This window comes from Maribacter sp. PR66 (assembly GCF_028464205.1).
GTDB lineage: Bacteria > Bacteroidota > Bacteroidia > Flavobacteriales > Flavobacteriaceae > Maribacter > Maribacter flavus.
On sequence record NZ_JAQPCH010000005.1, the window covers coordinates 269,378 to 295,890 of the forward strand.

A 26,513-nucleotide genomic window follows, 5' to 3' on the forward strand; every position below is an offset into this window, starting at 1 on the left:
GGATTAATTTTTTTTCAAATGATGAAACATACTTTATCTGTAGCATTCATAGCATTTTCCTTTTTTATGGCTTCCTGCCAAGGTTCTTCAGATTCTGATGAACCAATAAATCGAAATTTAGAAGAAACTAATCTACCTCCTGAAGATATAGAAGATGTTTTTGCTTCAAATTATTGGGACGATGCCGAATTGGTCTGGAGCGATGAGTTTGACGGAACGGATCTTTCCCAGGAAAATTGGAAACTTGAGACCGGAAATCACGGTTGGGGTAATAATGAACTTCAGAATTATCTCGATGAAGGCAATGTGGAAGTTAGCGATGGTACGCTGAAGATCATCGCGAAAAAGGAATCCTTGGGCGGGAGCAATTTTACTTCGGCCAGGTTGAATAGCAAGAAGGAATTCAAGTATGGTAAATTGGAGATTCGGGCCAAAATCCCTGATTATAAGGGAAAGGGAATTTGGCCCGCACTGTGGATGTTGGGGAACGACATCAGTACCGCGGGATGGCCTGCTTGTGGCGAAATCGATATTATGGAATATGTGAGCTACAGTCCAAACGAGGTTCATTTTTCCCTGCACAGTACGGCCAACAACCACGTAAAGGGGACCCAAATAACTTCTGGGCCGGTACCACTTGAAACCATAGAGGAAGAATTTCATATCTATGGGGTGCTTTGGACCGATAGATACATCAAATTTTACATTGACACAGAAGATAATGTGCAACTCAATTTTTTGAGGCCCACTGTCCCGAGTGCCGAAAACTGGCCTTTTTCCAAACCTTTTTATTTTTTGATGAATATTGCCGTTGGAGGAAATTGGGGCGGTGTTGAAGGTGTGGACGAAAGTCTTTTCCCAGCTGTCATGGAAGTGGATTATGTAAGGGTATATCAGAAGTAAAAAAACTACCTCGAGGCAAGCCCACGAGGCATTCTATAGAAACGAACTTTTAATTTCGAGGCAAGCCTCGGGGTATTAAACCCTTTGGCGGTGCCAATAAAGCGTATGGCCGAACTTATCAGAATATATGAGGAAAACCCCAATCCCAAGGAGATTGCCAAGGTGGTGCAGGTCTTGAGAAAGGGAGGGCTTGTGATTTACCCAACGGATACGGTCTACGGGCTGGGATGTGATATTACCAATTCCAGGGCCTTGGAGAAGATAGCCCGCATCAAGGGAATAAAATTGGCAAAGGCCAACTGGTCCTTTATTTGTGCCGATTTAAGCAATCTTTCCGATTATGCCCGGCAAATAGATACGGCCACTTTTAAGATTTTAAAACGGGCCTTACCCGGACCCTACACCTTTATTTTGCCGGGGAACAACAACTTGCCCAAAGACTTTAAAAAGAAGAAGACCGTGGGAATACGTGTGCCGGACAATAACATTGCCAGGGCCTTGGTACAAGGTTTGGGAAATCCCATTGTTTCAACATCCATTCGGGATGATGATGATGTTTTGGAATACACTACGGATCCAGAACTGATCTATGAAAAGTGGGATAATTTGGTGGATGTTGTGATCGATGGGGGGTATGGGGGCAATGTAGCTTCAACCATTATCGATTTGTCCACAGGTTTTCCAGAGGTCATCAGGGGCGGAAAGGGGGATATTGATATTATTTAGGGTATAACTTATATTATAAACTGACGATATTGAGAAATGAGAAAAACAATACTAATTATCGGAATGGCCATTGCTATACTCACCGTAGTCTATAGTTTCTTTGGGATGGGGGATACGGGTCAGTTTTTTGGTTTTGAAGTACATATTTGGGTCTATCGTCTAATTTGGTCCGGGTTGTTCTTCTTGGTTTTATTTGATTATCTCAAAGCACCTAAAAAATCGGAATAAAAAAAGCGGCCCAATTTTGAGCCGCTTTTCAACTTTATTTTACAAAGAAATTATCTTCCACCGTTAATAGCAGGATCTTTCATTCCCTCTTCGATCATGCTATAGAACTGATCGATTTTTGGAAGTACCACGATTCTTGTTCTTCTGTTTTTGGATTTTTCGGTTTGCGATACCGGAACATATTCAGCTCTACCAGCAGCGGTCATACGTTTAGGATCTACACCAAAATCATTTTGAAGTATTCTAACAACTGCAGTCGCTCTCTTAACACTTAAATCCCAGTTATCCAATAGGACTCCACTTCTGTAAGGCACATCGTCTGTATGACCTTCTACCATGAACTCGAAATCTGGCTTATTGTTTACAACCTTCGCTACCTTTCCAAGAACTTCCTTAGCTCTGTTGGTTACGTTGTAGCTTCCGCTGCTGAACAACAATTTGTCGGAGATAGAAACGAATACTACACCTTTTTCAACGCTGATTTCAATATCCTCATCATCCAAGTTGCCCAAAACTCCTTTTAAGCTCTGTACCAAAGAAAGGTTTACGGAGTCTCTTCGTGTAATGGCATCGTTCAATTTGCGGATGGTCAAATCCTTTTCTTTTAAACTTTCCAAGGATTTCTCTAGGTTCTCAGCTCCTTTTGTAGTTAAGGTAGTAAGATTGCCCATGTTGTTGATTAATTCTTGATTGTTGGCTTTTAAGAAGGCGTTTTGGTCTTCTAAGGTCTGTAGCCTTGAAGAAGCAGTTGCCTTTTCTTCCAAACAATCATTCAACTTAACGGTTGCCGAATTCAATAAATCTTGGGTCTCTTTTTGTTTTGCCTCAAGATCGGCATATTTCTTCTGTGAAACACAGGAAGATAATAATAACGTTACTCCAAGACAGCCTAAAACGATTTTTTTCATAATTGCTTTACTATAATTAATGTTTGTTATTTACTTGTTTACTAAAACGGAATCAAAATTATAGTTTTTGACAATCGTTTATAGTGGTTCTTCGTTAATCTTTTACTAAAATGTTAAAATTCTTTACTCCATTTACGAAGTAAGACCATACAATGGATTTTACAATATAATATTTTAATATGAATTTAGCTTTCTCACGTTTTTTGTACATCCCCCTAAATTTACTATAAAAGCTCACGTGTGCCCGTAATATCGCAAAGCAATGCCGGACCCTTAACTGAAAAATAAATCGGAGGGCGGCGATACCGTCCAACAATAACCTAATTAAAATGATCAAAAAAGCCTTTCTTCTTGGCAGGTTCTTTGTTATGGAAAAGAGGGAATTCCTAAAATTAAGATAGGTTTTTCTTGGGTTCATATTGCTCAAGGTAGATCCTCCTAAATGGTACACCTTGGTTGTGCCCAAATAATATACCTTATGGCCTAGATTTTTGGCCCTCCAACAAAAATCCACTTCTTCCTGATGGGCAAAATATTCGGCATCGAAGCCTTCCAATTCCCAGAATACTGCGGAGCGTACGAACATACAGGCACCCGTGGCCCAGAAAATTTCGCACGTATCGTCGTACTGGCCCTGGTCTTTTTCAAGGCTTTGGAATATCCTTCCCCTACAAAACGGATAGCCCAACTGGTCGATAAATCCTCCTGCGGCCCCTGCGTATTCAAAATGGTCTTTTTTCAGGAGGTCCAGTATTTTTGGTTGTACAATGGCCACATCCAAACGCTGTGCGAAAAAATCGATAACCGGGGCAAGCCAGTTTTTTGAGACTTCAACATCAGAATTAAGCAAACAATAAATGTCGGCCTTCACATGTCTCAGGGCATCGTTGTATCCCTTTGCGAATCCGCCATTGGAACTATTTTTAATTATTTTGACATCCGGATGGTGTCGCTTTAAGAATTCGATTGAACCATCGGTAGAAGCATTATCGGCCACATATATATCGGCAAGGCCCTCGGAATATTTCACTACCGATGGCAAATAGCGTTCCAGGAGAACCTCTCCGTTCCAATTGAGTATGACGATGGCAAGCTTCAAAACGAGTGCAAATTAACGGCTAAATTCAGGAATCTCCTTTAAAAAAATATATTTTTCCTCTTTGAAATTCATCTGGCACATGTAATGTTCCAATCCGTTGGTAACCATCAAATAGCTGGCTTTCAGTTTAAAATTGTATTGGGCAATTTGGTCGAAGGTGGTTTGTGAAATGTTGATGTGTGGTGCCTTGCATTCCACCAGGAGATGTATGGAACCGTTTGGATTAAAAACGACGATATCATACCTTTTCCGCAACCCGTTGTATAGGATCTGTTTTTCAACATTGATATGGCTCAGCGGATACTTTTTTTCGATGCTAAGGAACATCAGGGCATGCTGCCGCACCCATTCCTCTGGGGTAAGTACTACGAACTTTTTGCGAACGATGTCAAAAATAAGGGCCGAATTTTGACTATTTTTGAATCGAAAGTCATACTTGGGAAAGTTAAGGGGCTGCATGGTACAAATTTGATGATTTTTTCCGAATGGATGAAGCACTACAAATCGTAAATGAAATAAGGGAAGGGAAGATAAAACCGATTTATTTTCTCCATGGGGAGGAAGCCTATTTCATTGATAAAATTTCATCCTTTATTGCCGATTCCGTACTTACCGAAGAGGAAAAGGGCTTCAACCAAATGGTTTTGTACGGTAAGGATGTTACCATTGACGATATAATTGGAAATGCCAAGAGATTCCCCATGATGGCCGATAGACAAGTGGTCATCGTAAAGGAGGCGCAACACCTGTCCAGGACCATTGAGAGCTTGAGCTCCTATGCGGAACATCCGCAAATGAGTACGGTCCTTGTCTTCTGCTATAAGTACAAGAAGTTGGACAAGCGAAAAACGCTTTACAAGCACATTAAAAAAAACGGGGTCGTTTTTGAGAGTAACAAGCTGTATGAGAACCAGGTTTCGGAATGGTTGCGAAGGACCTTGGTATCCAGTGGCTATGCCATTTCCCACAAAGCGGCCATTATGTTGGTGGAGTACCTGGGTACGGATTTGGGAAGGATCAACAATGAACTGGAGAAGCTAAAATTGGCCATTCCCCAAAAAAAGGAAATTACCCCAGAGGATATAGAACAGCATATTGGCATCAGCAAGGATTACAACAATTTTGAGCTGAAGAAGGCCATTGGCGAACGGAATATTTTAAAGGCTACCAAAATAGTTAACTACTTTGCCCAAAACCCAAAAGACAATCCCTTTGTGCTCACCATTACCTTACTGCACAGTTTCTTTGCGCAATTGTTGCAGTACCACGGACTCAACGACCACTCACCCAAAAATGTGGCCAGTGTGCTTAAAATCAACCCTTATTTTGTAGGTGAATATCAAACGGCCGCCCGAAACTTTCCCATGAAACGGGTGAGTCAGATCATTGCCAATCTTAGGGAACTCGACCTTAAGGGGAAGGGGGTGAATGCCTCCAGTATGGACCAGTCGGATTTATTAAAGGAACTCTTGTATAGGATTCTTTAATTTTATGGAAAATACCTTTTGAGAAGACTTCTGTGCAATTTGCAGAACGCTATACCCCTAACTCTTAAATGCGGATGGCGCAATGCGCAAGGCGTTTGGCCAAATCCTATTCGATAAGGCTTTAGTTACATTTAGGCGTTTTCAAACCCATCTGTTTTTACCCGATTGTAGTTTCCTTATTTTTTGTCTATACTGAATTTTCCGGGACCCAATAAGGCGATGGTAATAAAGGCGACAAGGAACAACAGGGCTTTTTCCTTAGTGCCGAAGGGATCCGCCGCATGGGCTATAAAACCTGCAACGGCCATGGTAATGGCAGCGGGTATCGCCGCAAAACGGGTCTTAAAACCAATAATGATCAGAATAGGACAAATGAACTCCCCGATGACCGCAAGGAAAAGGGATGGCGCGGCCCCGATTCCAATGGGATCTCCGAACTCAAAGTCACCGGCAATCAGTTTTTGAAATTTGGGAAGGCCATGGGTAAGCATCATGGCAGAAACTGCAATTCTAAAAAAGGCAAGACCTATATCTTTCATGGGGGAATAATTTTGTTAGTTAATTGGCTTGTATAAAAGTATATAATTTATTTCTTCTGCAAAAGCTTTTCCATTTGGTCAATCAGTGTATCGCAATTTTCCTTGTTGAAGTAAAGCGGGGGCTTTATTTTTAGGACATTGTCCGCCGGTCCGTCCGTTCCAATGAGGATGCTTTCCATGCGCAAGCCATTTTTTAAGTATTGTGCAAACAGCGTATCAGGTTGAAATTTTTCGTCCATAATTTCCACACCAAGAAAAAGTCCCTCTCCGCGCACATCGGCTATTTCTGGGTATTGTTTCCCCAATTCCTTCAAACGGCCTTTTAGATACGATCCTGTATTTTTGGCTTCGGTATCCAAATGTTCTTCATGGATAACATCCAAAACCGCTTCGCCAATTGCACAGGAAACGGGGTTGCCACCAAAGGAACTAAAAAATTCCAGCCCGTTTTCAAAACTTTGGGCAATTTCAGACGTGGTAATTACGGCACCTATAGGATGCCCGTTGCCCATAGGTTTCCCAATGATGACAATATCCGGAACCACATCGTACATTTCATATCCCCAGAAATACTTTCCCAACCTGCCAAAGCCCACTTGTACCTCATCGCTGATGCATACCCCTCCCTGGGCACGGATTTTCGGATAGATGTTTTTTAAGTAATCTTTTGGCAAAGGTACTTGACCACCACACCCAATAATGGGTTCCGCAATGAAGGCACTGATTTCCAATTCGTGTTCTTGGATTTCTTTATGTGTTTTCTCCACATAAAATTTAGTGGCTTCCGCTTCGCTGCCGAATCCAGCACCGAAAATCTTGGGTATGGATGCCTCAAGGATATAGTCTCTTTTTCCAGGTCCCCCTTTATGGTCGTACTTGTAATGACTGATATCGATGCCCAAACGGGTATTGCCATGGTAGCCATGTTCCATGACCATGACCTTCCTTTTTTTGGTGTGGGTCTGTGCCAAGCGGATGGCCAGGTCGCTAGCGGCACTGCCAGAATTCACAAAAAACACCTTGTTCAGGGAGTCGGGAAATTTGGACAACAGTTTCTCACTATAGGACTGTAGCTCGTCATACACATAGCGGGTGTTGGTATTGAGTCGGGCAAAAGTCCGTTGTGCTGCCTGAACCACCTTGGGATGGCAATGCCCCACCAACATGATGTTGTTATAGGCATCCAAAATGGTATTGCCCTTTGCATCGTACATATATTGGAAGGCAGAGCGGACCATGTGAATAGGTGCTGTATAGCTCAACGATAGGGAGTTGCTTATAAACTGTTTCCGGAGTTTCAGTTGTTTTTCCAGGGCAATCGTTTGCAAAGGCGGATAACCTGCGGCCTTTCTAAAGGTGTTTTGTGCCGCTATTGGGTTGATGGTGAGCCAAACATGTACTAAGTTCCAGGCCGATTCCTCGCTGATGGTGATGTATTCGGAATCCGGATTTTGTTTTTTGGCGTATGCCGAATTACAGACACTCGTACACAAACGTGCCGCAATCAAATAATAGAGCACGTCCAGTTCCAGGACCTCCAAAGGTCTTAAGGCGTGGTATCCCTCGATAAGCTCCACGGCATATTCCAAGGGGGGTTCCTGACCCATCATGTAATACGTAATGGCCACGGCAAGATTATTTATGGTCCAGGTGTGGCACATATCCCCAAAATCGATAATGCCCGATATGGAATTGTTACGTGTAAGCACGTTCCATTCGTTCGCGTCATTATGAATGATGCCCATTCGCAGTTCCTCCTGATACGGAAGCACCATTTCCTTGAACTGCAAAAAGAAGTACGAAACCAAACTCCGATGCTTGGGGTTTGGAATGTATTTTATGAGGGGTTCGTTTTTATAAAAAAGGCGTAGGTCCCAAGGTGTTTGTTTTGCCATGGTGGGAGCATCGTACATTTCAATGGTCCTGTCATCCATTTCGGCCAAAAATGCACCCAGTTCACGAGCCATGGATTTGTTTCGGGGAATGTTGCCGAGAAACGTTCCGGTTACGAAAGAAAGTAATCGGTATAACGTGTCATTTTCCTCAATCCAGTTTGCGCCGCTATTGGATTTTATCGGGACTGGAAAATTATAGCCTTTTAAATTTTGAAGATTCCTAAGGATGTGGGATTCCCCATCGATGCTCGCTTTGTTAGCGACCGATGCATCATAAATTTTAAGCACGTAGCATTGGTCCGTACATTCAATTTTATAATTCTTGCTTTCATACCCCTCCATCCCCGATATTATGGGATTTGAAATGTCAAAATGTTTTTGAAGTATCTTTACTATCGGTTTTTGATGCTCTTCCATCGTGAGAATTTTGGAATATCCTTCGTTGTATATAGGTAGGAAAGATACTAAAGAATACCCCGATTTTCAGATGTTTCCAATATCAATTGAACATCTGTTTGACCATGGAATACCAACCAAAACATCATAGGGTTTGAGAATGCTGCGATCAGCGGAGCGGGGGATAATCCTGCGGGTTGGCTTCGTTCATGATGGCATATACTTTTTCAAAAACATCCTCAACGTTCGGCTTGCTAAAATAATCGCCATCGCTTCCGTATGCAGGTCTGTGGGCCTGGGCAGAAAGGGTCTGTGGGGCACTGTCCAGGTATTTGTAAGCTCCCTGTTTCTCGAGGATTTCGGTCAATAGGTAAGCCGAGCAGCCACCGGGAACATCCTCATCGATCACCAAGAGTCGGTTCGTTTTCTGGACACTTTTTACCGTATCCCCATGGATATCAAAGGGCAACAAGGTTTGTGCATCGATTACTTCGGCATCGATACCCACTTCTAAAAGTTCCTTGGCGGCCTGTTCCACAATGCGCAAGGTGGAACCGTAGGAGACCAAGGTGATGTCCGTACCTTCCTTTACTTTTTCCACGACGCCAATGGGCGTACAAAATTCCCCCAGATTCGTAGGTTTTCGTTCCTTTAAACGATACCCGTTTAGGCTTTCTATGACCAAAGCGGGTTCATCACTTTTCATAAGTGTATTGTAAAACCCGGCCGCTTGGGTCATATTTCTGGGAGCCAAAATATAAATACCACGTAGCACATGGATCAAACCACCCATTTCAGACCCCGAATGCCATATACCTTCCAAACGATGCCCGCGGGTTCTAATGATAAGCGGTGCTTTTTGTTTCCCGTAGGTTCGATAAAGAAGACTTGCCAGGTCATCCGTTAAGGTAGCAAGCGCATAGAAGATATAGTCCAAATATTGAATTTCCGCGATGGGGCGCAGGCCTCGCAACGCCATGCCAATTCCCTGACCGATGATGGTAGTTTCCCTGATTCCGGTATCCGCAATCCGAACTTCCCCATATTTGGCCTGTAAGCCTTCCAGTCCTTGGTTCACGTCGCCAATGGCCCCGGTATCCTCACCAAAGACCAAAGCATTTGGATATTTTTCAAAGAGTTTGTCAAAATTATCCCGCAGCAGGACACGGCCGTCCACTTTTTCCTCTTTGGAGGAATTGTAGGTGGGAGGGATGCCCTTTATTTTAGTGGCCCTATTTTCATTTTCACTGTAGAGATGTGAACTGAATTTGGGTTGGGATTCCGCAATGAAATTATTCAGCCAATGAGCCAATTTTTGTCTTTCCTTGGTATTTTCACCGAGTAGATATCTCAGGGATTTTCGGGCGGCCACGGCCAGATCTTTTTTGACCGGCTCGTCCACCGCAATCAGATCATTCTTGATCTTTGTCAAAAAATGCTTGTTGGAGCTTGTGCTGGCGGCGTCGTTGATCAGTTGCACCAAGGTTTTTTTCAAGGCCAAATGTTCTTGCAAATACTCGGTCCACGCCTCCTTTTTCGCCTCCCTGACCCTTCTTTTTATCTGTTTTTCCAAATTGGAAAGTTCCTCTTCCTCGGCAATTCCCGATTCCAATATCCATTCCCTGAACCGTTTGTTACAATCGTTCTCCCGTTCCCAGGCCAGACGCTCGTCGTCCTTGTACCTTTCGTGGGACCCCGATGTAGAATGCCCTTGGGGCTGGGTAAGTTCAGTCACATGGATGATTACCGGTACATGTTCCTGCCGGGCAATATCGGCGGCATTTTCATAGGTATGCATCAAGGCCGTATAGTCCCAACCTTTGACTTTTAAAATCTCAACGCCCTTGTGGACGTCGTCCCTTTGAAAACCGGCTAGCACCTTTGAAATGTCCTCTTTGGTGGTGTGGTATTTTTGTGGAACCGAAATCCCATATTCATCGTCCCAAATACTCAAGACCATGGGCACCTGCAAAACCCCTGCGGCGTTGATGGTCTCCCAAAACATGCCTTCACTGGTACTCGCATTGCCTATGGTTCCCCAGGCAACCTCGTTGCCATTGTCCGAGAATTTTGCACTGTCCAGGCCTTCCAGTTGCCTGTATACTTTGGACGCCTGTGCCAAGCCCAGCAGACGGGGCATTTGGCCGGCGGTGCAGGAAATATCGGAACTGCTGTTTTTCTGTTTTGTGAGGTCTTTCCAGCTACCGTCCTCGTTTAGGCTGTAGGTCACGAAGTGACCACCCATTTGTCGGCCGGCGCTCATGGGCTCTTTTTCAATATCGGTAGTGGCGTAGAGTCCGTGGAAAAAATCCTTGGGTTTTAAGTGGCCTATGGCCATCATAAAGGTCTGGTCCCTGTAATATCCGCTTCTAAAATCACCGTTCTGAAAGGATTTGGCCATGGCCAATTGGGGAAGTTCCTTTCCATCCCCAAAGATTCCGAATTTCGCCTTGCCGGTAAGTACCTCTTTTCTTCCCAGCAGGCTGCAGGTCCTACTCAAAAAAGCAATCTTATAGTCATTAATAATCTGTTCCTTGAAATCTTCAAATGATATATCACTGCTCGTCTTGGAAGAAACCTTCATGTATTTTTTCGAATTTTCACAAAAATACCGAATTGAAATCGTTTTAGCAATCCGGTTTAAACTTTATCCGTTGCGAAAATGTTATTTCAAATTAAATATTTTGTGAAATTCTCATTGGAACTGGGTATAGAGACAAGTTCATTGAGGATTTTTGGATCAAAACCATTGGCGGGTAAACAGTCCTGTCAGTGTTTTTGGGCTTACGGTAATGATGAAACGTATCTTTTCACCGTAATTGGGTTGTGAAATTTCCCACCCATTGTTGGAATAGAAAGGAAAATAAAGTTCAAAATAGTCGGTTACCAAATTGAGTCGCACACCGGAATCATATACGAATTTCTCCTTGAACCCATTGTTTTTTACCAATCCCGCGTCGCCATACAGTTCTATCCATCGCCAAAGGTTAAAACTGGTATTGACGGTTGCCATCCAATTATCTGAAAATCGGTAGCGCTCGTCCAGGAAAGATTTGAAACCACCTTCCGCAATGATGATTTGTTGGCTGTAGATGCCCGTATCTTCGGAACGGCCCAAATAACTGTAATCGAACAAATAGTCCGTGGGGCGATCTAGGGCGAAGCTGAAAAAGTTGGAATCGGTATTATTGCTCAAAAACTTCCCTGCAAAAAACCGAACATTGAATTGTCTGTTATTCTCGAACAGTTTTCGGTATTCATATTCAAAGGAAAGCTTGCTGAATTTGCCGGCCAACTGAAAATCCAAGAACCACGATTTATAATCCAGGATATCGTTGTCCCTATTTAGGTATCGCATGTTGAAAACGCTGTAATCTGGATTTTCGGGGTCATTGGCCAAATCGCTTAGGCTTTCGTCAAAATCCCGGAAGATGTTCACAAAGCGGAACGACAATACCTGCCGCTTGTTAGAAATTAGGTCATCCGGTCGCCAACCAAAACTCAATGCAGGCGTAATGGACGTGTATCTGGAATTGACGTTAAAGTGCGAAGTAGATCCACCCAAGGAATAGTTGGCGACATAGAGCCCGCTTTTGCTCAAGTATTTTCTGTAACTGAATTTTCCGTATCCTACAAAGGCATTCTCCCGAAAGGAATAGGAAGGTGCAAAGTCATAAATGAAAGGACGTTCCAAGAGGGTTTTATTGTATAGCCGCATACCCGGCACCCAGCCATCATAGATATTGAAATTTAGGACAGGGACATAAAAAACTTGATTGTAATAAGGGTTTTCAGAATCCTTGAAAAATGTAAACTTTAGTTTTTTGTTACTGGATAAAAATCCCTTAAGGGATTTCCAGTTATCTCGTTGGTTGAATTCCGGTATTGTTTGATCGTAATTTAGAACCAAACGATCTTCCTGATTGTTGGGAACGGTAAAGGTTTCCAAGGTCTTTATATCCTTGAACCAATATTTGGAGACCAAGGTGTCGTTTTTAAGCCCGAACATGCTTATGGGGACATTGGTTCCCTCCTTATTTTTTATGGTAACTCTTAGGGAATCCTCGGTTTTGTCGACCTTTTTTATCTTAAAATCTATCTTACGGTCCGTAGAGACATACTCGCTAAAGAACCAATTGATATCCTTCTCCGTGGAACGTTTAAGGATGGATTCAAAATCCAGTACCTTTACTTTATTGAGTTGATAATATTTGAAAAATGTTTTGATGCTCTCGTCAACTTTTTCCTTTCCAATATAATCCGCCAGATAGGCCAATCCCAGACCCGCCTTATACTTGTTTGCAATTTTTTGGTTGAATTTAATCAGGGAATCGTTGGGCGTGGTCAGCGCTTGGTCCAAATTTTTCCGCGCCGTTAGATTGTATAGGAAGGGATATTGTTCGTTAAAATCCATTTTCGCCAAATTGAAACTTCGAATGCCCCAGATTCGAGAAAGGTTGCCCAGTAATTTTTGATCGGGATAAAACTCGTCAACATATGCAATCATGAGATAGTTGGCGATGGCGCTGTTGAGCCATTGTTCCTTTCTTGGGTCCAAGAACAAGGTTTCCCTCAAGATACTGTTCAAGGCCGTTTTAAGGAACTTCATTTCAAATTGGAACTGCTGCTCGTACGGTCTGATAAAGGATGGTAATTGGTTGATTCCGTACAACGGATCTTTGTTATAATCCGTTTCGCTAACCAACAGTTTATCATGAGGGTATTTGCCCAAATTCCGTTCAATGAAATCCGTAATCCTATTGATGGAAATGCCCTGTTCAATAGGGTCATATCTGGGTGCCGAAATGCTGGTGACCACCTTCATTTCAGGGGTAATATGGGTCGAAAAAAGATTTTGTACGTTCAGGAAGATCTCGGCACTTTTTTGATTGTCGGCAACAAGCTCCACGCGCCGACTATTGGTCATTTCCGTACGTTTGTTTTCCTTGAAGTTGGAATTTAGGAAAAGAGCCTTGGGATACGTGAAATCAATGGTCGTTTTGGTGCTATTCGTATAAAGGTCTTCCAGATTTTTGTTCGAATACAAATGCCATTTCCCATCATATACGGCCGGGGTAAGGTACCAATCCTTTAGGTAATAATTGCCCCTATTATCGTACCCGTAGTCAGTGTATTTATTTGGCGGAAGTTTCACCTTGTAGGTGATTATCAGTTGTACGGATTCCTTTGGTAACAAAGGTTTGTTAAGCCTGAATTTTATGATGTCATCCTCCTGGGTCCGTTCCCATTCCAGCCCTTCATATTCACCGTCCACCGCACTGATGATGGTGGTATAGCCCCGTTCACTTTTTTTTGCGAGGTGCAGGCTTCTTTTGAATTCTTGCGCAAAACGCTTTGCAAGTCCGGTATTTTTATTGGAGTAGGCATGCGCCCAGTCATTGAAATAAATGATTCCCAGGTTATAGTTGGAATCATTGTAATAGGTGAACTCCTGTTTTATGTCCAGTTCCTTGGTGAAATCATTTAACTTTACCGTGAGGTTCGTTTCGTATTGGGCAAAGGCACCTCCGTTTACTATAGAATATAGTAAAATGCTCAGTGCTATTTTTATCTGGAGAAATCCTTTCAAGGGCAATCTAAAAATTGGGACTTAGGGTATGGCCTTTATAAAAGGCATCGATGATTTCCACCACCTGGTCTTCCGTATCGACAATTTTTATAAGATCTAGATCCTCCGGACTGATATTCCCAAAAGAAAGCATCGTGTTTTTTATCCAATCGAATAGACCGGTCCAAAATTCACTTCCCACAAGGATGATCGGGAATTTTCCAATTTTATGGGTCTGAATCAGGGTGATTGCTTCGAACAGTTCATCCAAGGTCCCGAAGCCTCCCGGCATCACCACAAAACCCTGGGAATATTTTACGAACATCACCTTTCTAACAAAGAAATAGTCGAAATCCAGGCTTTTGTCCTCATCGATATACGGATTGTCATGTTGTTCAAAAGGAAGGTCGATGTTCAACCCTACCGAAGTACCTCCAGCCAAATGGGCGCCCCTGTTTCCAGCCTCCATAATACCCGGACCGCCACCAGTGATTACGCCATAACCGGCCTCTGCTATTTTTTTGGAAACATTTACCGCTAGCTGGTAGTATTTGTCACCCTCTTTGGTTCTTGCCGAACCAAATACCGAAACACAGGGTCCTATTTTGCTCATTTTTTCGAAACCGTTAACGAATTCGCCCATAATCTTAAATATGGCCCAAGAATCGTTTGTCTTGATTTCGTTCCACCCTTTGTGGTGCTTTTCGTTTCTCATTTGCTTGCCTTATATTTTAACTCTTTTCTCAAAAACTCTGCCGTATAACTTTCCTTGACTTTACAAATTTCTTCCGGTGTGCCATGCGCTATCAGTTGCCCCCCGGTGCGACCTCCCTCATATCCTATATCAATAACGTGGTCCACCATTTTTATTACATCCAAGTTATGTTCTATGACCAAAACGGTATTGCCCTTATCCACCAGTTTGTTCAAAACTTCCATCAGAACGCGTATGTCCTCAAAGTGAAGTCCGGTAGTGGGCTCGTCCAGGATATAGAACGTATTTCCCGTATCCCGTTTGGAAAGTTCCGTGGCCAATTTAATTCGTTGTGCCTCTCCACCGGATAGGGTAGTGGACTGCTGCCCAAGGGAAATATAACCCAAACCTACATTCTGTATTGTTTTTAACTTACGATGGATTTTTGGAATAAGTTCAAAAAAATCGACCGCTTCATTGATGGTCATTTCCAAAACATCCGAAATGGATTTGCCCTTATACCTAATTTCCAAGGTCTCTCTGTTAAAACGCTTGCCGTTGCAAGTTTCACATTCTACATATACATCCGGTAGGAAATTCATTTCAATGACACGTAGTCCCCCTCCCTGGCAGGTTTCACATCTACCGCCCTTCACATTAAAGCTGAATCGGCCCGGTTTGTACCCTCGTATGGAGGCCTCAGGGGTTTTTGTGAACAAAGACCGAATTTCGCTGAAAACGCCGGTATACGTCGCAGGATTGGACCGTGGTGTTCTGCCAATAGGTGATTGATTGATGTCGATGACCTTATCAATATGCTCCAGCCCCGTAATTTTTTTATACGGCATTGGTTTTTTGACACCGTTGAAATAATGGGCGTTCATGATGGGGTAGAGCGTCTCATTGATCAAGGTGGATTTTCCACTTCCGGACACCCCCGTTACCCCGATCATTTTTCCAAGGGGGAATTCCACCGTAATATTTTTTAGGTTGTTACCCGTGCAACCGGAGAGTACGATTTTCTCCCCATTGCCCTTTCTTCGTTTTTTGGGCACCTTTATTTCCTTTACCCCGGTGATATAATCCGCCGTAAGCGTATGATGTTTTTTGAGGTCATGGGGGTTTCCTTCGGAAATAATTTCCCCACCGTGCTTGCCTGCTTTTGGACCGATGTCGATGACATGGTCCGCACGTTCAATCATATCCCGATCGTGTTCTACAACGATCACTGAGTTTCCAATGTCCCGCAAGGACTCCAGTGATTTTATCAGTCGTGAATTGTCCCTTTGATGTAGCCCGATGCTGGGTTCGTCCAAGATATAGAGTACCCCCACTAATTGGGAACCTATTTGGGTCGCCAACCTAATTCGTTGCGCCTCCCCGCCTGACAAGGACTTTGAACTGCGGTTAAGGGAAAGATAATCTAGCCCTACATCCAGAAGAAAGCGGATCCTGGTACGGATTTCCTTGATGATTTCCTCAGCAATTTTAAGTTGGTTTCCTTCCAAGGTTTTTTCCAGCCCCTCAAAGAAATTGGCCAATTCCGCAATGTCCATATTGGCCAATTCCGCAATATTCTTATCGTCTATCTTAAAGTAGAGAGATTCCTTTTTCAGCCTAGTGCCTTCACAGGTAGGACATTTTATTTTATCCATGTATTCCTTCGCCCATCGTTTGATGGAAGTCGATTCCGCCTGATCGAACTGGTTCTTGATGAAATTGGAAATTCCTTCGTAGTCTATTTTATAGGTTCTTTTTACGCCCAAGGATTTGGAATCCACTTCAAAACTCTCGTTCCCCCCGTAGAGCAATACATCAATGGCCTCTTGGGGTATTTTGCTTATTGGGTCCGTTAACCCAAAACCAAAGCGTTGGGCTATGGTCTCTATCTGTTTAAACGCCCAGGATTTTTTATACTCGCCAAGCGGTGCTATACCACCGGTTTTTATGGTAAGTTTTTTGTTGGGAAATATTTTGTCCGCATTTACTTCGTACACATGTCCCAGGCCACTACAGTTGGGACACATTCCTTTTGGGGAGTTGAAGGAAAAGGTATTGGGTTCTGGGGTAGGATAGGAGATTCCCGTGGAAGGGCACATCAAATCCCTACTGAAATATCTGGGAACATCAGAACCTTCCTCGATTACCATTAAAACGTTATCGCCACTGTACATGGCCGTATTGATGGTTTCTGCCAGGCGCTTGTGGAGCTCTTCGCTTTCCTGAACCTTCAACCTATCGATTACGATTTCAATATCGTGGGTCTTGTATCGGTCCACCTTCATGCCCTTTACAATATCGCGAATTTCTCCGTCCACGCGGACCTTCACAAAGCCCTGTTTGGCAATTTGTTCAAACAGTTCCCTGTAATGCCCTTTCCGGGATTTGATTACCGGGGCAAGGATATTGATTTTTTTATCGGTATACGCCTCAATGATCAGTTCCTTTATTTGCGCATCACTGTAACTGACCATTTTTTCGCCCGTATTGTAACTATGGGCATCACCGGCACGGGCAAAAAGCAAACGTAGAAAATCGTATACTTCCGTAATGGTGCCAACGGTGGACCTTGGTGATTTTGAGGTAGTTTTCTGTTCAATGGCAATGACCGGGGAAAGTCCGTCGATCTTATCAACATCCGGCCGTTCCAGGCCACCTAAAAATTGGCGGGCATAGGCCGAGAAGGTTTCAATGTACCTCCGCTGGCCTTCGGCATAGATCGTATCAAAAGCCAAGGAGGATTTACCGCTTCCCGAAAGTCCGGTAATAACGACAAGCTTTTCCCTAGGAATGGTGACATCGATATTTTTGAGGTTATGAACGCGTGCCCCTTTTACCTCAATATTCTCCTCGTAGTTAATCATAGCAATTGACAAAGTTGCAAAATTACGATTTTGATAGCGAAACAAGAACCCGGTGCCATTTATATTTTACTAATAAAACTCTAAAATTCAGGGCCCTTTCACAAAGGGCGACAAATAGCTAATAAGATAGTATTGCTGTTTTAAGCGGTGGTATTAAGCTTGGGAAACCTTTATCAAATTGAGAACCCTTCTCCAGAAAACGGTACTACTAATATGTACATTTTCGTTGCCCCGTATACCCGAAGTATCCAAGTTCAAGTTAATGGCCTTGTACTTGAATGTTTGATCCAATATGTCCTTATCCGATAGTAAGGCCATACTCCAATTTGGAAAAAAACGATGTGAATTTATTTTGCGGGTGAGCACTTCCAAATCATAGTGTCTTGGGTCCTTTTTTATTTTATCGAAGACTTGGAGCACATTGGATTTGGGTCCTTCCAATAATTGAAAGAAATCATTGTCTTGGCAAACAAGACATCCTGTGATGTTGTTTTCTTGATTGACAGAGTTAGCCACCTCGATTATATCCTCAATATCGGAAATTTGAATACCGTCTGACATGGTCGATTTATAGGTAAGTTCATAAATCAAATCATCTGAGGAAAGCGAACTTTTAAATTTGCTGGGCAAGAGTCCAAATCTCTCCGAAAAGGTTTTGGAGAAATAGCTTCTGCTAGAAAAGCCTATTTTGTAGCATACTTCAGAAATGGTCAAATCTGTATGTTGGATAAGCTCCTTTCCTTTTTCCAGGCGTAAGTGAGTGATAAAATTTCCAAGGCTTTCCCCAAAGAGATGCCTAAAACCTGCCTGAAGTTTTTTTGGGGATAATCCAAACGTTTTTGACAGATGATCAATATTCAGGGATCGGTCTATGTTCTCGGCAATGTGTTCGGCAACTTCGGATATCCTGAGTATTTCTGTGTTAGAAAGCGGAAAACTTATTTTAATCTCTTCCTTAGTAACGTCATGGTGCTCCACTTGGGACGCTAATGTATTTACAACGGCACCCTCTACCAACAGTTTGCCTACGGCATCGGTTCTTTTATTTTCGATAAGGATAGATGCGTACTTTGAGGTTAAGGGACTTATCTCACCATAATAACTAAAGGGTTTTTCCTTACTGATGAAGGAGGTTATATCCTCCAATGCTGTCTCCAAGAGCGTTTTTCGTTTGGAATTTGACTCAGCCATTTTTTCCCGAACAAAAATCGCGCTTAACCTTAAATGTACTTTACCGGGAAAGGTTACTATGTTTGGGGACTTTGCGGCACTGGAAAAAATAACATTCTGTCTTGGGTATATTTTATTGTTGTTTTCCTGGTTCTCGAACCTGTGAAAAAAATGACCCTTTACACAGTAAAGAAAATAGATTATGGATGGGTCCTGCTCCATCTTCGAAATCTTTAATTCCTCATTGAAAGTTATATCGTACACCCTTACATTGAGTCCCTCGAATACACTATAGGTGGTAACGGTTCCTTTGCCCACCAAATTGTCAAGCGTTAAAATCGCAGAATCCTGATATTCCTTAAAATCGGCACCAAGGCTAAGAGCCAATTTTCGTAGTTGGTCAAAGGGATGTTCAAAATTAATATGAAGCATGGCAGTGGTAAAAGTCTAAGGGACTCAAAACTTAAAATTAACTATATTTTTTCTTATAAACCTCGTTAAATATTTCTCAAGCACCGATATTGTTAAGCTATAGCGGTATTAATACTAAACAGATTATTTAAGACCCTGCCAAACCTACCTTGGTGTATTCTGTAGCTGGCCCGTACCAATCCCAATAGAGTTAAAGATTTTTTTTAGTATTGTTTTAAAATACTTAAAGAATTTGATTGAAGTCTATACCAGTTTTAGTTTTCGAACCTATGCAATTTCCTGCGCAATAATTTAACTTCATCTTGCAAGTTTGTAACTTGAATCAAGAGATGGTGAATAGCTTGGAGTCCTTCCGGGTTTATTTCCAGTTCTTGGTGTAACCTTACCATTTTTTCGAGTTTTGGAACTTCACTGATCCTAATCATTTCCTTTTCCTCCTTCTTCTCAATTGTAAGGATTTCAAACTCCACGAGCCTATGCACTAATGAAACCTCAATATTGTGATGGTTGCAAAATTCCTCAATAAATATATAAGTAGCTTTTTCCATGATGCTTTTACAAACCTTTTTGTTCAAGTTCCTTAAAAATCCTTTCTTGCTCTGTAGTAAGCTTTACTGGAATCTTTGGGCTATATGTGATAAATAGGTCGCCAAACCCATCTTTTTTGTATAAAGGAAATCCCTTGCCTCTAAGCTTCACGGTGGCCCCGTTCTGTGTTCCCGGCTTCACGCTCAATTTCACTTTTCCCGTTAAGGTTTCCAACACTATTTCCCCTCCAAGAACAGCCGTTGTTAATGGGATTTCAATGGTCTTATAAAGGTTGGCGCCCTCTCTTTTAAAAGGCGTGTCGTTCAAAATGGAAAAGGTAAGGTAAAGGTCACCTTTAGGTCCCCCATTGATTCCCTCCCCGCCATATCCTTTTATTTTGATGGTCTGACCGTCTTCAATCCCAGCTGGTATTGTAATTCTTATGTTTTTTCCATTTACAGTGAGCGTGCGCTTATGCGTTTCTTTAACTTCGGAAAGATTTAATCGAAGCTCCGCATTGAAATCCTGCCCCCTGTACTTTGCCCTACCTTGTTGCCTACTGAAACCACCACCCCCAAACATGGATTCAAAGAAATCTGAAAAATCACTTTCTTGACCGCCTGAGTAGGTATATTCCCTGTAACCGCCACCAGAAGGTTGACTACGTCTTTGTGATTTGGCCTTTTCAAATTCTTCCGCGTGTTGCCAATCCTTCCCATATTGGTCATATTTCTTTCTTTTTTCAGGGTCGCTCAGTACTTCATGGGCCTCATTGATTTTTTTGAATTTCTCCTCTGCATCCGTGTTGTTGGGGTTTAAGTCTGGATGATGTTTTCTGGCCAGTTTTCGATAGGCGGATTTTATATCTTTTTCGGTAGCGGACTTATCCAAACCCAGAACCTGGTAATAGTCTATAAAATTCATGGTAGTATATCCAAATCTATTCTTCTTTCAAGTTACATAAATCAATGTGATTTCTATTGTCCGCCCAATGATTTTTGTGAACTTCATGCATTCAAACACCTATATTTCTGTTCGAATACACAAAAAATATTAGGAATTTAGCGATGGGCTGTTACATGCGGTTTAATGATTTACATAGAACTAGAAAAGATGATATGATCATGGAAGGAATTTTAGCTACAGATTAAGTTCCTTTCATTTTTTCGGCCTAAAATCCTATAAAAATAGAGACAGAAATATATCAACACTTGATAAAACAAGTTGGTCCGCAAGCCTACCTTGATTTCGATATTGAACAAGTTGTTGCAACAGGCATTTGCGATTGTCAAATCCGGGCTGCCCTACGATGAGAATTATGTATCGAAATCGAACTAAAAAGACTTCTTTTTTAACTCAGTTCTTTGTTGGCATTTCGTATTTTATTTTTTTCGTTTATAGTGTCTCTGTGATACTTGATTTAGAAATGTTTTTGTTCCAATTAGTTCAAATTTCAGTTCTTTTGGCAATTCTCCAAACAATGAAGCACCACCACCTAATAAAACAGGAATAGTTGTCAGTATCATTTCATCAATCAAGTCTGCTTTTAAAAAATTCCTGATTGTTGTTCCACCATCAATGTATAATCTTTGATACCCTTTCTTATGAATTTGCTCTAAAATTTCCGTTAAAGTTCCTTTGACTAAAAAAGCTTTGTCTTTGTGAGAATCAGGGATTTCTTTCAGTTTGTTACTCAATACAAAAACAGGTTTGGTATATGGCCAAGGAACATCAAATCCAATTACAGTTTCAAATGTTGTTCGTCCCATAACAAGTGCATCAATTCCATTAGTGAATTCTACATATCCCATATCATTATTATCTGGATTTGGAATAGAATGTAACCAATCAAGTCCACCATTTTTGTCAGCTATATAGCAGTCTAAACTTGTCGCAATAAATACGCTATTCTTTTTACTCATTCTTCGTTCGCGTTTTTTGTCAATATGAATGCCAACGTTTGGGCTATGATTTCGTTGTGGACATTTCATGTAGTGAACATTCCGCCCGAAATCTAACCTTAGCTTAGAAGTAAGGATTTCCGTTTAGGAAATCCGCCCACAATGAATTATAGCCGGTGTTAGGCAACGTTTTTATTTTGGAATTTTTTTATTTCGTTCAATTCCGCCTGTTTTTCATCTCGTTCCTCTTCAATGTCGTAATCATCTTGAAGTCCGAGCCAGAATTTGGCCGAATTTCCAAAATATTTGCTCAATCTTAGAGCTGTGTCCGCTGTTATTCTTCTCCTACCTTTGATGATTTCCGAAATTCTTGTTTGCGGTATTTTTAAGTCCTTTGAAAGTCGATAAGCCGAAATTTCGAGTGGCTCAAGAAATTCAAAGTTCAAAACTTCTCCAGGATGTACATTTGCCAACTTTTCCATTTTTTTCTTTTTTAATGATAGTCGATTATTTCCACTTCGCTTGCATTTCCGTTATTCCATTTAAAAATGATTCGCCATTGCTTATTAACTCGAATGCTGTAAAAGTCCTTTAGATTTCCAGACAATTTTTCTAGTCGGTTTGAAGGCGGAATTCTCAAGTCCATAATGTCTTGAGAATTGTTCAGCATTCTCAATTTACGACGTCCAACGTTCTGAATTTCAATCGGCATTTTTTTAACCCGAATACCATTCCAAATCATTTCGGTTTCTTTCGAGCTAAATGAAACAATCATACTTTTGTTTTGCGTTACTAACGTCAAAAGTAATTATAAAGTTTTTTTTGTGCAAATGTTGCCTAACGTGTTTGTATAAGATTAGTTGCGTGGTTTAGCAACGAATTTAGCAAATACAAACCGAATAGAAAATCCGCGAGGATTTTCGTAAGTAGGCTAGAATTAGCAATAAATTATATACGGTGTTGTGGGCAGTGTTTTTATACTTTTTTGCATTTTATCAAATACATTGGTTGATTTTCATTCACATCGGTGATTTCAAAAAGTCCAAAGTCATTAAATTCTTCTTTTACCGATTCTCGGTCGTAATAGAATATTTTTGCCCCTTTGTGAAGTTCATATGTGTCTTTGCCTACTAGTTCACCTTTTCCAAAATTTGGTGCTTCTTTGGTTATGGAGGTAAAAACCATAAATCCGTTTTCGGTTAGCTGGTTGTAACAGTCTTGAATTAGCTTTTTTCTTTCTTTGCTGTCCAATAAATGAATAAGAGCATAACAAAAAATTCCTTCATATTTTTTATCGTCAAAAGGCATTTCGGTTACAGAACCATGAAAAATTGTCATTTCATTTCCATAATGCTTCTTTGCGAGTTCAATAGCTGTTTTTGAAATCTCAATTCCACTTACTTTTATTCCGTTTTCAATAAATGGTTGGGCATTTCGTCCGTATCCAATTCCTGGAATGAGAATATTTTTTATTGATTTTTCTAGGAAGAAATTTTTTGTCAGTTCAGCGGATTTTGCAGGTTTCATCCCCCACATTTCTTGTTTGTCATTAAATGCTGTTTCCCAAAATTCTGTCATTAGTGTTCGTGTTGGTTATATTGCACACAACGGTTTTGTGTATGGCTCGTTGCGGAAAATCATAGCTGATTTTCCGCCATAATTGAAAGATAGCAAATTGCAATGAATTCCGATTAAGGAATTCAGCCGCAATGAGCTATACACGGTGTTGTAGCACGTTATTTTTTTGATTCTTTCAATAACTTCTTTGGTAAATCCAAGTACAAAATCTTTCCGCCTTTAAATGTTACTGGTGGCGAGTTCATAAAAACAACTGCAGCGATTTTATTTTTCGGGTCATAGGTAACCACAGTAGCTACTCCAGGATCTCCTCCAGTATGTGATGGTAATCTCCTCATAAGAACATAATAAAGGAAATTTTCAAATTCATTATAATTCCAAGAAATTGCCTGATATTTATTAATTTCTGGGTATTGAACTGTATAAAATAATTCAATAATTTCCTTGTCAATAAATTGTTTGTCTTTTATTTTTCCGTTATTTAAAATTAACTGAATAAACTTTAGGTAGTCCTTTACTGTTGTTCTCAATTGGCCATCTGGAAAATCAGGGAAACCGTAATGTTTAAGTACTTTTATGCTCTCATTCTTGTTTTCTGGAAGACTATGAGGTCTTGCGATATTTTCAGTAAGTATGTCTTTCAAAAACCAATAGGAATGATTCATTTCTAGCGGTTCGAAAATATCCTCTTCCATATAAACACTAAAACTTTTTTTAGAAACTTGCTCAATAAGCAATCCTAAAAGAGCGTATCCCATATTAGAATATTCCCAATATTTGCTAGGTTGTTCGTTAAAAAAGTTTTCATTTCTATCGTAGTATTCTCCATTTTTTAAGAAATAATCACTGATAAAATCGAGAAGTGCGATTGGCGAATCTCCGCCGGAATCAATGGTATAAAGAGGATCCAATATCTCCCAATTGTCTTTTATTGATGACGTATGTGAGAGTAGCATGCGTGCTGTAATTGATTTTTCAGGGCTATGAGGATTAGTAATCTTAAAAGGTAAGTACGTGTTTATGTCCAAATCCAAGTCTAACTTTCCATCGTTATATAATTTAAGAATAGCCAATGCAGTTATTGGTTTAGAGCATGAGGCAATCATAAAGAGAGTTGAATCGTTAACTTTTTGACCTGTTTCTGAATTTGCCTCTCCATAACTTCCTATCCAAGTTTTTCCGTCTTTTTTTAGATAGCCTAACTGCATGCCAATAACTTGGGCTTTTTTCATCTTTTTTTCTGAATAGAGGTCAAGTTTCGAATCTTTAATTTGTGCCAAATTAAATTGAGGGCTAAAAAAAAGTGTTAGTACGATTATTTGAGTTAATATTTTCATTTTTAATGTGCTACAACGGCCCTGTGTATGGCATGTGTCCCGCAGGGCATGTGCTATACACGATGTTATGCGCTGTTATTTTTCTTTTGGTTTGTATAAATATTCACTAGCTTTTTTACTCATTTCCTTATAATCGTGTCCAACATTCGGAACAATTTCCAATTTCCAATTAAACTCTGAATTCAATTCAGACGCTATTTTTTTGGACTCATTGAAAAAGTATATCCCTCTTTCTAATCGATGAGTTCCTTGTTTATCAACTTCTGGTGAACGCCTTAAATCTCCTCTGGTTTCGTTTTCATTATCGTCCTCACCGAGGAACACTATAAGATTTTCACTAAAATTCACAGAATTTGCTGATTCTTGAATATTTCCAAGTCCATAAGGAAAAACATCAGAAGTTATTGGAATAGTGTACCAGCCTGAATTTGAAGCTAGAATTCTGTCAGCTTTGTTCTTGGGCTTAAATATGGCAAGTCGATGTAGTATCTGACCGCCAGCTGAATGCCCAAACATGTCGTATTGATTAGAAGTCAATTTTAAATTTGATTTTATAACATCAAAAATTCTATCAAAATCTCCGAATATCCATTGGTCGGAATTTTGATTTATTTTGAAGGTTTCATTTTGAATGTCTACGTCATAAATCATTCCTCCAAGATTGTAGCTCCAAAACTCCGGATAATATTTTTCTGAATATTCTGGCGAAATAACTAACAACCCATATTTTTCAGATGCTTCTCGCCAAGCATCCCGATAGTCCTTGCCATTTCTTCCTGCACCTGGCAGAACGATAATTACTTTGGAATCCTTTGTGAAAGTTTTGGGTTTGTGATAATGAATCAAAACGGTATTCGACTTCTCATAACCACCCTCAATCAAAAATTTACCCGAACCATCTTTTATGTCAATGTCGTTTACAGTCATATTCAAATCTGCTTCCAATTCGGATTTTAAAACAAGTTCCATTTTACACTGTGGGCAGATTCCAGCTTTTGAAAAAGTCAAATTATCGCACTCCAAATCACAAGGTGGACACACATAATCACCTTTTTGATTTTGACAAGAGACTATCAAAATTGTAATAAAGAGTAGAAGAATTTTTGCCTTCATCTTTGGGTATCTTAATTGCGCATAACGATGGCGCTATGATCTGTGGTCCTTTTTCAGGCTCATGCTTTTGGGCCATTGATCATAACGCGTGTTGGTCGTAGTTTTTTTTAATTTTATTTTCTCCTAAAATTAGGAATAAAAACTACGGATAGTTTGCCATAAGACAATGACAAGGTCTCTTTTCTTCAAGATTCCCGTTTTATATTGATGTATACATTGCGTGTATGATCAGTCTAAAACGGAACCAAAACTCCCCTAAATGAATGAAAATGAACAACGATACCGCTTAAAATTTGACTTTCTCAAAATTTTTACCGTCCTTGTTCAAGTAGTTTTTAACGTTCCCAACGTTTTGATAGCGAGCTCTCAACGCTGATAAGCTAAACTACTTGGGCAATATCCGCCGGAAATGTCCGAATATTACCGTAATCCATTTTAAGACATTTAGCGACTCCGATTTTTTAAGTACAATATACTTCACGTAATCCTTGAAGAAAAGAACGATGGCGATGGCAAATTACGATCAACGGTTCGTGTATGATTGGTTGCGGACTTTTCCAACGGAAAATGTCCGCCTGACTCTAAAGATAATTGATTGCAGGAATTTCCATGTGGAAATTCCGACCGCAATTAATTATACACCGTGTTGTAGTGCGTTTTTTAAAAATCAAAGAACTCCACGTAAGTTTTGAATTCCTCCAATTCCGCTAAATCAATTACGCTAAGCTCGGGTTTTGACTTTGAGTAATATACTTTAAATTCCTCCTTCAGTTTTTCTCCAGCCTTTTTGTCGGTATTTCTTGATACTCCGACTCTTTTAGAATATTTCTTCCCTTTTACAGAGTATTCGTAGAGTAGCGCATCGCCTCTCCATCCAGCTTCTAAATATTCAGATACAATTCCAGTCGTTGTTCCTCTATCGTCAAATATTTGTTTCTGTTCCCAATATTGTTTTCCAATTCCGATTAGAACAATAATTGAGATTACTGCTATAATGGCCTTTCCAAATTTTTGGTCATTTTTAATGAAATCGAATATTCTTTTATAATTCATATAGTATCCGGAAACTACTGCAAATGCACTACAACGGTTCGTGTATGATTAGTGCGGGTTGAAACCCGTAGGATTTCGGCCAGTACCATCGCT

The 26,513-nt window shown here is 40.8% G+C and carries 23 protein-coding genes and 1 pseudogene; 5 read left to right on the forward strand and 19 right to left on the reverse strand.

Translation table 11 applies throughout. The features are described from left to right. Positions 1-18: 18 nt before the first annotated feature. From PP181_RS11350 to PP181_RS11360, 3 genes are all read left to right on the forward strand, one after another. Positions 19-903: a glycoside hydrolase family 16 protein gene (locus PP181_RS11350; protein WP_272637190.1), complete on the forward strand. Its 885-nt coding sequence runs from the start codon at positions 19-21 to the stop codon at positions 901-903. A gap of 105 nt (positions 904-1,008) precedes the next feature. Further along, positions 1,009-1,629 carry an L-threonylcarbamoyladenylate synthase gene (locus PP181_RS11355; RefSeq protein ID WP_272637191.1) on the forward strand — a complete coding sequence of 207 codons (621 nt, stop codon included), beginning with the start codon at positions 1,009-1,011 and terminating at the stop codon, positions 1,627-1,629. Positions 1,630-1,665: 36 nt separating this feature from the next. Next, entirely contained in the window at positions 1,666-1,857 is a 192-nt protein-coding gene (locus PP181_RS11360; protein ID WP_272637192.1) for a hypothetical protein, read from the forward strand. Positions 1,858-1,907: 50 nt separating this feature from the next. On the opposite strand, the gene PP181_RS11365 is transcribed toward PP181_RS11360, so the two are convergent. The 3 genes from PP181_RS11365 to PP181_RS11375 form a co-directional block, all read right to left on the reverse strand. After that, complete coding sequence (locus tag PP181_RS11365) at positions 1,908-2,765, reverse strand: OmpA family protein (protein ID WP_125223395.1); 858 nt, start codon at positions 2,763-2,765, stop codon at positions 1,908-1,910. A 94-nt stretch (positions 2,766-2,859) separates the two neighbouring features. Beyond that, positions 2,860-3,864, reverse strand: a complete 1,005-nt coding sequence (locus PP181_RS11370; protein WP_272637193.1) for a glycosyltransferase family 2 protein — start codon at positions 3,862-3,864, stop codon at positions 2,860-2,862. A gap of 12 nt (positions 3,865-3,876) precedes the next feature. After that, positions 3,877-4,323 (reverse strand): type I restriction enzyme HsdR N-terminal domain-containing protein, encoded by a 447-nt coding sequence (locus PP181_RS11375; protein ID WP_154919727.1) that lies wholly within the window; start codon positions 4,321-4,323, stop codon positions 3,877-3,879. 26 nt (positions 4,324-4,349) lie between these two features. On the opposite strand from PP181_RS11375, the gene holA reads away from it, so the two are divergent. Further along, entirely contained in the window at positions 4,350-5,351 is a 1,002-nt protein-coding gene (gene holA / locus PP181_RS11380; RefSeq protein WP_272637194.1) for a DNA polymerase III subunit delta, read from the forward strand. 176 nt (positions 5,352-5,527) lie between these two features. Here holA and PP181_RS11385 read toward each other — a convergent pair whose 3' ends face one another. From PP181_RS11385 to PP181_RS11425, 9 genes are all read right to left on the reverse strand, one after another. Further along, positions 5,528-5,890 (reverse strand): DoxX family protein, encoded by a 363-nt coding sequence (locus PP181_RS11385; RefSeq protein ID WP_138258459.1) that lies wholly within the window; start codon positions 5,888-5,890, stop codon positions 5,528-5,530. Positions 5,891-5,937: 47 nt separating this feature from the next. Further along, entirely contained in the window at positions 5,938-8,202 is a 2,265-nt protein-coding gene (locus tag PP181_RS11390; protein ID WP_272637195.1) for an aminotransferase class III-fold pyridoxal phosphate-dependent enzyme, read from the reverse strand. Between the two features lie 148 nt (positions 8,203-8,350). After that, positions 8,351-10,765: an alpha-ketoacid dehydrogenase subunit alpha/beta gene (locus PP181_RS11395; RefSeq protein ID WP_154919721.1), complete on the reverse strand. Its 2,415-nt coding sequence runs from the start codon at positions 10,763-10,765 to the stop codon at positions 8,351-8,353. 156 nt (positions 10,766-10,921) lie between these two features. Then, positions 10,922-13,771, reverse strand: a complete 2,850-nt coding sequence (locus PP181_RS11400) for a metalloprotease (RefSeq protein ID WP_272637196.1) — start codon at positions 13,769-13,771, stop codon at positions 10,922-10,924. Positions 13,772-13,778: 7 nt separating this feature from the next. Continuing rightward, positions 13,779-14,465 carry a TIGR00730 family Rossman fold protein gene (locus PP181_RS11405; protein ID WP_272637197.1) on the reverse strand — a complete coding sequence of 229 codons (687 nt, stop codon included), beginning with the start codon at positions 14,463-14,465 and terminating at the stop codon, positions 13,779-13,781. Further along, positions 14,462-17,308 carry an excinuclease ABC subunit UvrA gene (uvrA, locus tag PP181_RS11410; protein WP_272637198.1) on the reverse strand — a complete coding sequence of 949 codons (2,847 nt, stop codon included), beginning with the start codon at positions 17,306-17,308 and terminating at the stop codon, positions 14,462-14,464. Before uvrA ends, PP181_RS11405 begins: the two co-directional genes overlap by 4 nt. 153 nt (positions 17,309-17,461) lie before the next feature. Then, positions 17,462-18,910, reverse strand: a complete 1,449-nt coding sequence (locus tag PP181_RS11415) for a BLUF domain-containing protein (protein WP_272637199.1) — start codon at positions 18,908-18,910, stop codon at positions 17,462-17,464. A 254-nt stretch (positions 18,911-19,164) separates the two neighbouring features. Continuing rightward, positions 19,165-19,458 carry a chaperone modulator CbpM gene (locus tag PP181_RS11420; protein ID WP_272637200.1) on the reverse strand — a complete coding sequence of 98 codons (294 nt, stop codon included), beginning with the start codon at positions 19,456-19,458 and terminating at the stop codon, positions 19,165-19,167. Positions 19,459-19,465: 7 nt separating this feature from the next. After that, positions 19,466-20,362 carry a DnaJ C-terminal domain-containing protein gene (locus tag PP181_RS11425; RefSeq protein ID WP_154919711.1) on the reverse strand — a complete coding sequence of 299 codons (897 nt, stop codon included), beginning with the start codon at positions 20,360-20,362 and terminating at the stop codon, positions 19,466-19,468. Between the two features lie 306 nt (positions 20,363-20,668). On the opposite strand from PP181_RS11425, the pseudogene PP181_RS11430 reads away from it, so the two are divergent. After that, positions 20,669-20,776: pseudogene (locus tag PP181_RS11430) on the forward strand (IS110 family transposase); the annotation flags it as partial. Positions 20,777-20,820: 44 nt separating this feature from the next. Here the strand turns inward: PP181_RS11430 and PP181_RS11435 are convergent. From PP181_RS11435 to PP181_RS11465, 7 genes are all read right to left on the reverse strand, one after another. Then, positions 20,821-21,360 carry a dihydrofolate reductase family protein gene (locus PP181_RS11435; protein ID WP_272637201.1) on the reverse strand — a complete coding sequence of 180 codons (540 nt, stop codon included), beginning with the start codon at positions 21,358-21,360 and terminating at the stop codon, positions 20,821-20,823. A gap of 158 nt (positions 21,361-21,518) precedes the next feature. Beyond that, complete coding sequence (locus tag PP181_RS11440; RefSeq protein ID WP_154919705.1) at positions 21,519-21,821, reverse strand: HigA family addiction module antitoxin; 303 nt, start codon at positions 21,819-21,821, stop codon at positions 21,519-21,521. 11 nt (positions 21,822-21,832) lie between these two features. Next, positions 21,833-22,114 (reverse strand): type II toxin-antitoxin system RelE/ParE family toxin, encoded by a 282-nt coding sequence (locus PP181_RS11445; RefSeq protein ID WP_154919703.1) that lies wholly within the window; start codon positions 22,112-22,114, stop codon positions 21,833-21,835. Positions 22,115-22,314: 200 nt separating this feature from the next. Then, a complete protein-coding gene (locus PP181_RS11450) occupies positions 22,315-22,917 on the reverse strand; it encodes a class I SAM-dependent methyltransferase (RefSeq protein WP_272637202.1) in 603 nt (200 codons plus the stop codon). 158 nt (positions 22,918-23,075) lie between these two features. After that, on the reverse strand, positions 23,076-24,254 hold the full coding sequence (locus tag PP181_RS11455) for a serine hydrolase domain-containing protein (protein WP_272637203.1): 1,179 nt from the start codon (positions 24,252-24,254) through the stop codon (positions 23,076-23,078). Between the two features lie 75 nt (positions 24,255-24,329). Next, the gene (locus PP181_RS11460) at positions 24,330-25,367 is read right to left on the reverse strand and encodes a hypothetical protein (RefSeq protein WP_272637204.1); all 1,038 of its coding nucleotides are present in this window, start codon (positions 25,365-25,367) and stop codon (positions 24,330-24,332) included. 660 nt (positions 25,368-26,027) lie between these two features. Beyond that, positions 26,028-26,420, reverse strand: a complete 393-nt coding sequence (locus PP181_RS11465) for a hypothetical protein (RefSeq protein WP_272637205.1) — start codon at positions 26,418-26,420, stop codon at positions 26,028-26,030. Positions 26,421-26,513 lie beyond the last annotated feature (93 nt).